This is a genomic window from Streptomyces sp., assembly GCF_031178505.1.
Lineage (GTDB): Bacteria > Actinomycetota > Actinomycetes > Streptomycetales > Streptomycetaceae > Streptomyces > Streptomyces gulbargensis.
Genome location: NZ_JAPSIW010000157.1, coordinates 1 through 11,333 on the forward strand (window position 1 = coordinate 1; position 11,333 = coordinate 11,333).

Below are 11,333 nucleotides of genomic sequence, written 5' to 3' on the forward strand. Positions count from 1 at the left end.
TTGGCACAGTCCCTCCGGCCGACCCGCGGCCGACCGCCCTCGTCCGGCCGCCGATCAGACCCCCGTGGGAGCCACCGTCCGGGCGGCCGTGGGCGTCACGATCCACTCGCCCTTGCGCATCACGCCCACGAGGTCGAAGTTCCGGTCGAGGACGACGAGGTCGGCGTCCTTGCCGGGCTCCAGGGAGCCGACCCGGTCGTACACGCCGAGGAGCCGCGCCGGGTTGGCGGAGACGGCCTGGACGATCGCCTCGACGGGCAGCCGGTCGACGGTGGCGGCGCGCTTGAAGGCGCGGTCCAGGGTCAGGGTGGATCCGGCGATGGAGCCTCCCTCGACGAGCCGGGCCACCCCGTCCCTGACCTCGACGGCGAGCGTGCCGAGGGCGTACGTGCCGTCGCCGAAGCCGGCCGCGTCCATGGCGTCGGTGATGAAGGCGACGCGTCCGGGGCCGGCGTGGTGGAAGGCCAGTTCCAGGGCGGCGGGGTGCAGGTGGGTGCCGTCGTTGATCAGCTCGACGGTGATCCGCTCGTCCTCCAGGAGGGCGGCGATGGGGCCGGGCGCGCGGTGCCCGAGGGCGGGCATCGCGTTGTAGAGGTGGGTGGCGACGGTGGCGCCGGCGTCGATGGCCGCGACGGTCTGCTCGTACGTGGCGTCGGTGTGGCCGATGGCGGCGATCACGCCGTGTTCGGCGAGGAGGCGTACGGAGTCGAGGCCCCCGGGCAGCTCGGTGGCGAGGGTCACCATGCGGGCCTGGCCGCGCCCGGCGTCGATCAGTTTGCGGACCTCGGCCGGATCGGGGTCGCGGAGCAGGGTCTCGTCGTGGGCGCCCTTGCGGCAGGGGGAGATGAAGGGGCCCTCGAAGTGGAGGCCGGCGATCTCGCCCTGTTCGGCGAGTTCGGAGAGCAGTCCGGCCCGCTGGACGAGGAAGTCCATGTCGCCGGTGACGAAGGAGGCCGCGGTGGTGGTGGTGCCGTGGAGCCGGTGGGTGTGGACGCCCTGGAGGACCTCGTCCACGGTGCCGGAGGTGAAGGAGGCGCCGCCGCCGCCGTGGTTGTGCATGTCGACGAAGCCGGGGACGAGCCAGTGGCCGGTGAGGTCGAGGACGGGGGCGTCCCCGGGCGCGCTGCCCGCGATGCGCCCGCCGTCGATGATCACGCGCCCGTTCTCGACGGTCCCGGTGGGCAGCACGACGTGTGCGCCGGCGAGAACCTTGTGATCGGCCATCAGGCGGAAACCTCCGGGTCGGTGGGGCGCTGGGTCGGCTCGGGGCGCCGGTCGGCGAGCAGGTCCCAGGCGAGGAGGCCCGCGCCCAGGCATCCGGCGGTGTCCCCGAGGGCCGCCGGGACGATGGCGGGCAGCTTCTGGAACGTGACCCGTTCCTCCACCGCGGCCCGTAGTGGTGTGAACAAGGTTTCCCCGGCCTCCGCGAGACCGCCACCGATGATGAGGGTGCGCGGGTCCAGCAGAGTGAGCGCGGTGACGAGCCCGTCGGCGAGCGCGTCGACGGCCTCCTGCCAGACCCGTACGGCCGCGGGGTCGCCGGAGGCGACGGCCTTGGCGCAGTCGGCGGCGTCCGCGCCGGGGTCACCGCTCGCCTCCGCCCAGGCGAGGGAGACGGCGGAGGCGGAGGCGTACCGCTCCAGGCAGCCGCGCTGGCCGCAGCCGCAGTCGGTGCCGCCGGGGCGGACGACGATGTGGCCGATCTCGCCGGCGTAGCCGTGGGCGCCGGCCTCGATGCGGTCGGCGATGCCGATGGCTCCGGCGATGCCGGTGCCGAGGGGCACGAAGAGGAAGCGGTCGGCGCCGCGGCCCGCGCCGATGCGGCCCTCGGCGAGTCCGCCGGTGCGCACGTCGTGGCCGAGGGCGACGGGGAGGCCGCCGAGGCGGTCGCCGAGGAGGGCGCGGAGGGGGACGTCACGCCAGCCGAGGTTGGCGGCGTAGACGGCGATGCCTCGCTCGGCGTCGACGATGCCGGGGACGGCGACGCCGGCCGCGGCGGCGGGTTCGCCGTACCGTTCCTCGCCGAGGGCGTGGAGTTCGGCGGCGAAGCCGAGGATCGTCTCGACGACGGCCTCGGGGCCGCGCTCGCGTCCGGTGGCGCGGCGGGCCTCGTGGAGCAGGGTGCCGTCCGCCCCGACCAGGGCGGCCTTCATGCCGGTGCCGCCCACATCGAGGGCGATGACGTGATTCACGGGGGACAGTGTGGCGCGCGACCACCCAAAAGGTCTAGTCCACTTCCGTGGATTGTTGCGTGCGGATACAAATGCGGGATCCCTCATGGAGCCATGCTTCCCACCCGGTTGCGGAAGTGATACCGGCGTGGTGTAGACCTCTTATCCGGGCCGGGGGAGACTGACGGCCTCAAGCGGTACGAACGTGCAGCTCAACGACGAGCAAAAGGTGGATGAAGCCGTGGAGCGGCGACGATTTCTTGGACTGACCGCGGCCGCCGCCGCCCTCGCGACGACGGGTACGGCCGCCGGCTGCGGCGTCCTCGGCGGCGACGACGGAAAGGTGACGCTCACCGTGGTCGCGGCCGACTACGACCTGACCGGCGGCGACACCACGAAGAGGTACTGGGACGGACTGGTCGCCGCCTACCGGGCCAAGCACCCCGAGGTGACGGTCCAGGTGCGGATCGAGTCCTGGAACGACGTGGACCGCACGGTCGCGGAGATGGTGAAGGCCGGCAAGGCCCCCGACATCGCCCAGATCGGCGCCTACGCCGACCACGCCGCCGCGGACCGGCTCTACTCGGCCGACGAACTCCTCTCCATACCCGTTCAGGCGAACTTCCTCGGCCCGCTGGTCGCCGCCGGGGAGAACCGGCGCACCCAGTACGGCCTCCCCTTCGTCGCGTCCACCCGCCCCCTCTTCTACAACCGCGACCTCTTCGAGGCGGCCGGCGCCCAGCCGCCCACCACCTGGGCCGAGCTCGCCGCCGCCGCCCAGAAGCTCAAGGCGCACGGCGTGCCCACCCCCTTCGCACTGCCGCTCGGCCCCGAGGAGGCCCAGGCCGAGGCCATGATGTGGCTGCTCAGCGGGGGCGGCGGCTGGACCGACGCCGGCGATCACTACGCCATCGACTCCGAGGCGAACATCCGCACCTTCGAGTGGCTGCGGAAGAACCTCGTCGGCAAGGGCCTCACCGGCCCGGTCGCCCCGGCCGAACTCAACCGCAAGGCCGCTTTCGCCGCCTTCGCCGAGGGCCGGGTCGGCATGCTCAACGGCCACCCCTCCCTCGTGAAGGAGGCCGCGGGGAAGGGCATCCGCGTCGGCCAGGTCCCGCTGCCCGGCATCGACGGCAAGCCCAAGACCTCGATGGGCGTCGCCGACTGGATCATGGGCTTCAGGCAGAACGGTCACCGCAAGGAGATCGGCGACTTCCTCGACTTCCTGTTCAGCGACGAGAACGTCCTCAAGTTCGCCGGCGACAACGACCTCCTGCCGGTGACGCGCACCGCCTCCGCCCGTATGGAGACCGACCCCCAGCACGCCAACCTGCGCGAATTCCTCAAGGCGCTCCCCGACACCCAGCTCCCGCCGGTCGGCAAGACCTCGTGGGCGGCGGTCAGCGAGAACATCAAGCAGAACATCGGCCGCGCCGTCGCCCCCGGCGGCCGCCCCGCCGAGGTCCTCGGCGCGATCGGCCGCGCCGCGACGGCCGCGGAGGCCGCCGAGTAGGCGGTACGGATCCGGCGGCGGGTGCGCGGGGGCGTACGGCACCGGGGCGGCGGGCCCGGCACGCGCACGGCCCCGAGGGCGGCGGAGCCGGGGCCCGTACGGCCCCCGGCAGCGACCGTACGGCTCCCGGGAGCGACCGTCGGTGCCGGGTAATAGGTTGGTCGTATGACCACCGGGGAGCAGGACGCGGCACAGGACGACGGGAGCGGGCTCGGCGCGCTCGCCCGCGCCCTGCTCGCCGTCGAGCGCCGCTCCTGGCCCGGCCCCGGCGCCAAGGAACGGGCCGTCCGGGAACAGCTCGGTCTCTCCCCGACCCGTTACTACCAGTTGCTCAACGCGCTCCTGGACGATCCGCGGGCCCTCGCCCACGATCCGGTGACCGTCAACCGGCTGCGCCGGGTCCGCGCCGAGCGGGAGCGCCGTCGCCGCTGAACCGCCCGGACGGCGGACGGCCGGCGTGAGCCGGGCCACGCTGATGAGTCGCCCGTCCCTGGGTAGGGTCATGGCATGGTCAGCAGCCTTCCGCACCCGACCACACCCGCCGGCCGCGACGGCCTGGCCGCGCTGCTCGCGCGGCCCGAGCAGGCCGTCGTCGCCCTGGACTTCGACGGGACACTCGCCGAGATCGTCCCCGACCCCGAGCAGGCCCGCGCCCATCCGGGTGCCGTGGCCGCGCTCGCCGCCCTCGCGCCCCGGATCGCCTCCGTGGTCGTCGTGACCGGCCGCCCCGCGGGGGTCGCCGTCCGGTACGGCGGTTTCGCCGGTGTCCCCGGACTCGACCGCCTGGTCGTCCTCGGCCACTACGGCGCCGAACGCTGGGACGCGGCCACCGGCACCGTCACCGCCGCAGCCCCGCACCCCGGAGTGGCCGCCGTCCGCGCCGAGCTCCCCGGCTTCCTCGACCGGCACGGCGCCTGGCCGGGCGTCTGGATCGAGGAGAAGGGCCGCGCGGTCGCCGTCCACACCCGCAGAGCGGTCGACCCCGAGGGCGCCTTCGAGGCCCTCAAGGGCCCGCTCGGCGACCTGGCGGCCCGCCACGGGCTGGTCCTGGAGCCGGGCCGGATGGTCCTGGAACTGCGGCCCCCCGGCATGGACAAGGGCGTAGCGCTCGCCTCGTACCTGCGCGAGACGGACGCCGGGTCCGTCCTGTACGCGGGTGACGACCTGGGCGACCTGCCCGCCTTCGCCGCCGTCGAGAAGCTCCGCGCCGACGGCGTCCCGGGCGTCCTCGTCTGCAGCGGCTCCTCCGAGGTCCCCGCGCTCGCCGACCGCGCCGACCTCGCCGTCCCGGGCCCGGCCGGCGTCGTGGACTTCCTGACGGACCTGGCGGAGGCGGTGGCCGAGGCGCCCCGCTCCTGACCGGACCGACGCGACGGGGGCGGTACGGGAGGCCGAGGCCTCCGTACCGCCCCCGAGGAAACGGGTCCGCCGGCGCGCGGCCGGGCCGCTCACGCCGACCGCGCGGCCGTCGCCGCCGTCCGGCTCAGCCGCGCGGCAGCTCCCGCAGGGACTCCAGCTGGGTCAGGAACCAGCGCTGGGGCGGGAGGGCCGTGGCGGCCGCCGCGAGGCGCTCGGTGCGGCGGGCGCGTTCGTCGTCCGGCATGGAGAGGGCCGTGTGGAGGGCCTCGGCGGTCCGGGAGACGTCGAACGGGTTCACCGTCAGCGCGTGCTCGCCCAGCTCGCCGTGGGCGCCCGCGCCCGTCGAGAGGACCAGGGCGCAGCCGGACTCGGAGACCACCGGTATCTCCTTCGCGACCAGGTTCATGCCGTCGCGGACCGGGTTCACCAGGGCCACGTCCGCGAGGCGGTAGGCGGCGAGGGAGCGGGTGAAGTCGTCCTCCACCGAGACGAGGACGGGCTGCCAGTCGTCCGTGCCGAACTCGGCGTTGATCTCGCCGGCGAGGCGCGCCACCGACTCGGTGTAGGCGCGGTACGACTCCAGATCCTGCCGGGAGGGGTACGCGGAGGCCAGGTGGACCACCCGGCCCCGCCACTCGGGGCGGGTGGTCAGCAGCTCGCGGTAGGCGAGCAGGCCGCGCAGGATGTTCTTCGACAGCTCCGTGCGGTCCACCCGGACGATCGTCTTCCGGCCCTCCCCGACCTCCTCGCGGAGCCGGGCCAGCCGCTCGTCCACCTCGGGGCGGTAGGCGAGGGCCCGCAGCTCGCCGGCGTCCACGCCCAGCGGATAGGCCCGGACCCGGGTGCGGCCCTTTCCGATGTCGTACCGCACGTGCTCGACGCCGTGCCAGGGGTCACCGCTCGGCCAGACGCCCTCGGCCGTCCCCGTCGCGTCGTCCCGCCGCGCGCCGCTGATGAACGCGGACGCCCATTCCCAGGTGTGGAAACCCAGCTCGTCCGCGCCGAGCATGCCCCACACCAGCTCCCCGGCGATGTCGTCCGGCAGCATCGCCAGGTACGCCGGGGAGGCCCACGGGGTGTGCGTGAAGTGGCCGATCCGCAGTTCGGGCCGCAGCTCCCGCAGCATGCCCGGGACCAGCGCCAGGTGGTAGTCCTGCACCAGGACGGCCGCGTCCTCGTCCGCCTCGGCGGCCAGCACCTCGGCGAAGGCCCGGTTGTACGCGCGGTACGCCTCCCAGCGGCGGCGGAACTCCGCGTCGAAGACGGGCTCGCGCGGGATGTCGTACAGGTGGTGGTGGAGGAACCACAGCACCGAGTTGGCGATGCCGTTGTACGCGTCGGCGTACACCTCCGGGTCGATGTCCAGCATCCGGACGCCGGGCTCGGCGACGCCGCGCCGCACCGCCTCGCGGTCGCCCTCGCCGAGCGCCGCGCACACCCACAGACTGTCCTGCGAGGAGACGGCGCTCAGGCCCGAGACCAGGCCGCCGCCGCCCCTGCGGGCGTCGAGCGACCCGTCCTCGCCGAGCGTGTACGAGACCGGTCCCCGGTTGGATGCCACGAGCACAGAAGCCATGTGCCGAACCTAGCCCGTCCCGTAAACGCTCAAACGTGCGTATACGAGACGGGCCGGTCCGGCCACGGCCGGGCCCCGGGAGCCGGGGGCACGGTTCACAGGCCGCGGCGCCCGCGCAGGGCCGCCTTCGCCACCAGACCGGTGCCGGCCAGGGCGAGGGCCAGGCCGCCCAGCAGCCACAGCCGTTCACCGTCGCCGCCGGTCGAGGCCATCGCCCCGCCGGCGGACGGTGGGACGTCCCGGGGGCCGGGCCCCGCCCCGGGGAGGGCGGGGGCGATCCCGGACCCGGCCGGGTACGCCGTCCGGGTCGGTCCCGGGGGCCCGCTCCGGGCCGGCGCCGGGGACGCGGTCGGGGTCGCGGGGGCGGAGGCCGTCGCCGTCGCGGGGCCGGGCCGCGCCGCCGGCGCGCCCGCCGCCCCCGTCGCCGCCGTGTCCGGGGCGGGCACGGACAGGGCCAGGGCGGCGGGCACGTACGTGTCGCCGTCCGGGGCGAAGGACAGCTCCACCGAGGTCGCGTCCCGGGCCACCGTGCCCTCGGGCAGTTCGAAGGTGCCGACGTCGAGCCCCGAGAGGACAGCCGGGAGGCCCGTACGGGACGCGGCCGCGCTCCGGCCGTCCACCAGGAACCGGTCCCCCGGCGCGACGCCGCCGAACGCCGTCACGGCCGCCCGGACCGTACCGCCGCGCCCGGCGAGCCCGTCGACGGTGAGCGTGGTGACCCGCGAGGCCGGACGCTGCAGGACGTGCCCGCCGTACACGCGGACGTCCCGCCGCTCGCGGCCCGCCTTCGCGTCGGGCCCGGGGAAGGCGTACACCACGGTCAGGGACCAGCCGGCCGCGCAGCCCGCGCCGTTCGGCGCCCAGAGGTTGCCCACGGCCACCGGTGTCGTGCCCGGCCCCGAGACGCCCGCGAAGGCGGCCGTCACGTCGGACTCGCCGGTGTAGAAGTGCGGGCCCTGGGTCTTCGCCGGGTCCGTGACCATGCTGTCGACCGGGACCGGAGCCGCGCGGCCCGTCCCGACCCGGAGCAGCGGGGCGGTCGTCGCCGGCTCGCCCGGGGACGGCACGGCGTCCGCGCCCGAGGCGGCACAGCGCCGCAGCCACCGCCCGTCCGCCGTCCCGTACGTGCCGTCGTGACCGCCCCAGAAGAGGCGGGCGTACGCCACCTTGGCACCGGCCGGCACCCGGATCCCGGCGGTGCCGGAGCCGTACGCGGGGGCTTTCCCGCCGGACGAGAGGCCCGCCGGGTCGGCCCGCTCGCGTACGGGCGGCTTCGCGCCGGGCGGGACCCGGCCGTCCGCCGCGCACGGGGCGGGGGCGCCGGCGCACCGCATGACCGAGGCCCCGGCGGTGGTGAAGTCCCCGTACAGGGTGGCCCCGTACCGCCGGCCGAACGGTTCGATCACGTCCGCCGACGAGGGGGTGACCGCCGGAGCGGGGGCCGGTGGGGAGCCGGCCGCCGTGGCCGGGGCGGTCGCCGCGAGCGGGAGCGCGCTCGCGGCCAGGACGACGGCCGCGAGCACCCTTCCGGGGCGCGGCCGTCCGCAAGGGGCTTGTCTGAAGCGCATACAACGGAAATGTAGGTAAAACCCACCATTTCCGGGCGTTACGCCACGCGGCGCCGCGCATACTCCGTGATCCCGGCGATCGGCGGGCGCTCCTCCGTGTCCACCGCGTACGTCCGGGGCTCGAAGCCCGACTCCCCCCGCTCGAACTGGGTCAGCCAGGGCCGCGTCAGGGGCCCTCGCGACAGCCGCAGCTGAGCCGTCCGGTAGATCGCCGCCGCCATCCGGCCGAGTGCCTGACCGTCCTGGTGCCGGTGCTTGCGGACGCCCACGTCCACCTGCGCGAGGGCGTCCAGGCCCACCATGTGCAGCGCGTCCACCAGGAGCGCCAGCTCCACTCCGTAACCCACGGGGAACGGCAGCCGCTCCAGCAGGGAGCGCCGCGCCGCGTACTCGCCGCCCAGCGGCTGGACGAAGCCGGCCAGCTGGGGCCAGTGCAGGTTCAGCAGCGGGCGCGCCACCAGCTCCGTCACGCGACCGCCCTGACCAGGGGCGTCGCCGAGCGGACGGTCGTACATCGCCTTCACGAGGTCCACGTCCGGGTCCGTGAGCAGCGGACCCACGATCCCCGTGACGAAGTCCGCCGAGAAGTCCCGCAGATCGGCGTCCACGAAGCAGACCACATCCCCGCCCGTCACCATCAGTGACCGCCACAGGACCTCGCCCTTGCCCGGCACGGCGGGTATCCGGGGGAGTATCGCGTCCCGCGCGACCACCCGCGCCCCGGCCGCCGCCGCCACCTCCGCCGTACGGTCCGTGGAACCGGAGTCGATCACCACCAGCTCGTCCACGAGCGGCACCGACGCGGTCATCAGCTCGCGCCGGATCACGGAGACGATGTCCCCGACCGTCGCCTCCTCGTTGAGCGCGGGCAGCACCACGCTGACGGTCGTCGAGCGCTTGGCGGCGAGAATCCGCTCCAGCGGTCGGTCGGCCACGGACCAGGACCGCCGGCCCAGCCAGCGCTCCACCTCTTCCAGCACGTGATCTCCATCTCGCGGTTCGGACGACCATCTCAACCGTCCATGCCTTCGGTTACAGTCTTGAACAACGCGAAGGCCCGTCGCATGTCGGGGTGCCGCCCGCGTTCCACAACCGAATACCGCTCATCCAGAGGGGCAGAGGGATACGGCCCGTTGAAGCCCCGGCAACCCTCCAGTCGGTTCTCGTCCGCGCCACGGCGCGCCAGCGGGGTCCCCGGCTAGGGAAGGTGCCAAATCCGTCTCATGGCGAAACGCGTCATGAGGAAGATGAGGAGAAAGGGCCTCGCCTCCATGGCTGTACAGACCGTCGCACCCGCCACCGGCTCCGCCGGCACCACCGTCGACCTCGGACCCGCCTCCGGACTTTCCTGCCGCGAATGCGGCGAGGTCTTCGCCCTCGGCCCGATCTTCGCCTGCGAACTCTGTTTCGGCCCCCTCGAAGTGGCCTACGAGCTCCCCGCCGGCGACCCCGAGGAGCTGCGCAGGAGGATCGAGGCCGGCCCCGCCAACATCTGGCGCTACGCCCCGCTCCTGCCCGTCCCGGCCGACGTCGCCGAGAAGCCGAACCTGAACCCCGGCTGGACCCCGCTGGTCAAGGCCGACAACCTGGCCCGCGAGATCGGCGTCGAGCCCGGCAAGCTGTTCGTGAAGGACGACTCCGGCAACCCGACGCACTCCTTCAAGGACCGGGTCGTCGCCCAGGCCCTGGAGGCCGCCCGCGCCTTCGGCTTCACCACCCTCTCCTGCTCCTCCACCGGCAACCTGGCCGGCGCCGTCGGCGCCGCCGCCGCCCGCGCCGGCTTCCGCTCCTGCGTGTTCATCCCGCACGACCTGGAGCAGGGCAAGGTCGTCATGGCCGCCGTCTACGGCGGTGACCTCGTCGCCATCGAGGGCAACTACGACGACGTGAACCGCTTCTGCTCCGAGCTCATCGGCGACCCGCTCGGCGAGGGCTGGGGCTTCGTGAACGTCAACCTCCGCCCGTACTACGGCGAGGGCTCCAAGACGCTGGCGTACGAGATCTGCGAGCAGCTCGGCTGGGTCATCCCGGACCAGCTGGTCATCCCGATCGCCTCCGGCTCGCAGCTGACGAAGATCGACAAGGGGCTGCAGGAGCTCATCAAGCTGGGTCTGGTCGAGGACAAGCCGTACAAGATCTTCGGCGCGCAGGCCGAGGGCTGCTCCCCGGTCTCCGCCGCCTTCAAGGCCGGCCACGACGTGGTCCGCCCGCAGAAGCCGAACACCATCGCCAAGTCCCTCGCGATCGGCAACCCCGCCGACGGCCCGTACGTCCTCGACATCGCGCGCCGCACCGGCGGTGCCGTGGAGGACGTGAACGACGAGCAGGTCGTGGACGCGATCAAGGTCCTCGCGCGGACCGAGGGCATCTTCGCCGAGACGGCGGGCGGTGTGACGGTCGGTGTGACGAGGAAGCTCGTCGAGGCCGGTCTTCTCGACCCCTCGCTCACCACCGTGGTCCTCAACACCGGTGACGGGCTCAAGACCCTGGACGCCGTGGCCGACAGCTCGCAGGCGACCGCCACCATCCGCCCCAGCCTGGACGCGTTCCGCGACGCCGGCCTGGCCCACTGAAAGGTTCGTGAACACATGGCCGTGAACGTCCGCATCCCCACCATCCTCCGCACCTACACCGGCGGGCAGGCCGAGGTGCCCGCCGAGGGCGCGACCCTCGCCGAGGTCATCGCCGACCTGGAGAAGAACCACACGGGCATCGCCGCCCGCGTCCTGGACGACCAGGGCAAGCTGCGCCGCTTCGTCAACGTCTACGTGAACGACGACGACGTGCGCTTCGAGCAGGGCCTGGAGACGGTGACGCCCGACGGCGCCGGCGTCTCGATCATCCCCGCCGTGGCCGGCGGCTGCTGAACCTCTCCATCCCCTGCTTCCTCTTCTCCCCCTTCTCTCTCGAATTGCCCCTTCCGCTCCATAAAGCGGAGGGGGCAATTCTGCATGGTTGAGCGCGGTAGAGTTGGGGAAGCCCCCTCCGCTGCTCATGCCGGACGCATATGAGAATGCGTCCCCGCGCGACAAGAAGCAGCCAATGTGCACGCACGTTCTGTACCTTCTGCGTGCTTTGCCGGGCCCGACTTGCCCCGGAATTCACGGGGATCAGGCGAATTCACCTTTCCGTCGCGCCCAGAATTC

At 73.8% G+C, this 11,333-nt stretch carries 10 protein-coding genes and 1 riboswitch; of the genes, 5 read left to right on the forward strand and 5 right to left on the reverse strand.

What is annotated here, in order from left to right; all coding sequences use genetic code 11:
- Positions 1-54 precede the first annotated feature (54 nt).
- Positions 55-1,224, reverse strand: a complete 1,170-nt coding sequence (nagA, locus tag RIF68_RS13585) for an N-acetylglucosamine-6-phosphate deacetylase (RefSeq protein WP_309051481.1) — start codon at positions 1,222-1,224, stop codon at positions 55-57.
- Positions 1,224-2,192 carry an ROK family protein gene (locus RIF68_RS13590; protein ID WP_309051482.1) on the reverse strand — a complete coding sequence of 323 codons (969 nt, stop codon included), beginning with the start codon at positions 2,190-2,192 and terminating at the stop codon, positions 1,224-1,226. Before RIF68_RS13590 ends, nagA begins: the two co-directional genes overlap by 1 nt.
- 208 nt (positions 2,193-2,400) lie before the next feature.
- On the opposite strand from RIF68_RS13590, the gene RIF68_RS13595 reads away from it, so the two are divergent.
- The 3 genes from RIF68_RS13595 to otsB all read left to right on the forward strand — a co-directional run bounded on the left by RIF68_RS13595 (position 2,401) and on the right by otsB (position 5,043).
- A complete protein-coding gene (locus RIF68_RS13595; protein WP_309051489.1) occupies positions 2,401-3,684 on the forward strand; it encodes an extracellular solute-binding protein in 1,284 nt (427 codons plus the stop codon).
- A 165-nt stretch (positions 3,685-3,849) separates the two neighbouring features.
- Positions 3,850-4,116, forward strand: a complete 267-nt coding sequence (locus RIF68_RS13600; RefSeq protein WP_309051483.1) for a DUF3263 domain-containing protein — start codon at positions 3,850-3,852, stop codon at positions 4,114-4,116.
- 75 nt (positions 4,117-4,191) lie between these two features.
- Positions 4,192-5,043 (forward strand): trehalose-phosphatase, encoded by an 852-nt coding sequence (otsB, locus tag RIF68_RS13605; protein WP_309051484.1) that lies wholly within the window; start codon positions 4,192-4,194, stop codon positions 5,041-5,043.
- A gap of 124 nt (positions 5,044-5,167) precedes the next feature.
- Here the strand turns inward: otsB and RIF68_RS13610 are convergent, their stop codons facing one another.
- The 3 genes from RIF68_RS13610 to RIF68_RS13620 form a co-directional block, all read right to left on the reverse strand.
- Complete coding sequence (locus tag RIF68_RS13610) at positions 5,168-6,619, reverse strand: trehalose-6-phosphate synthase (protein WP_309051485.1); 1,452 nt, start codon at positions 6,617-6,619, stop codon at positions 5,168-5,170.
- 95 nt (positions 6,620-6,714) lie between these two features.
- Positions 6,715-8,187, reverse strand: coding sequence for a hypothetical protein (locus tag RIF68_RS13615; RefSeq protein WP_309051486.1), 1,473 nt, complete (start codon positions 8,185-8,187; stop codon positions 6,715-6,717).
- 38 nt (positions 8,188-8,225) lie between these two features.
- Positions 8,226-9,167: a glucosyl-3-phosphoglycerate synthase gene (locus tag RIF68_RS13620; RefSeq protein WP_309051487.1), complete on the reverse strand. Its 942-nt coding sequence runs from the start codon at positions 9,165-9,167 to the stop codon at positions 8,226-8,228.
- A 120-nt stretch (positions 9,168-9,287) separates the two neighbouring features.
- Positions 9,288-9,441: riboswitch (SAM riboswitch) on the forward strand.
- Between RIF68_RS13620 and thrC the strand changes: the two genes are divergently transcribed.
- Both thrC and RIF68_RS13630 read left to right on the forward strand, forming a co-directional pair.
- A complete protein-coding gene (gene thrC, locus RIF68_RS13625) occupies positions 9,435-10,760 on the forward strand; it encodes a threonine synthase (RefSeq protein ID WP_309051490.1) in 1,326 nt (441 codons plus the stop codon). It overlaps the preceding riboswitch by 7 nt.
- Positions 10,761-10,775: 15 nt before the next feature.
- The gene (locus tag RIF68_RS13630; protein WP_309051488.1) at positions 10,776-11,054 is read left to right on the forward strand and encodes a MoaD/ThiS family protein; all 279 of its coding nucleotides are present in this window, start codon (positions 10,776-10,778) and stop codon (positions 11,052-11,054) included.
- Positions 11,055-11,333: the final 279 nt, after the last annotated feature.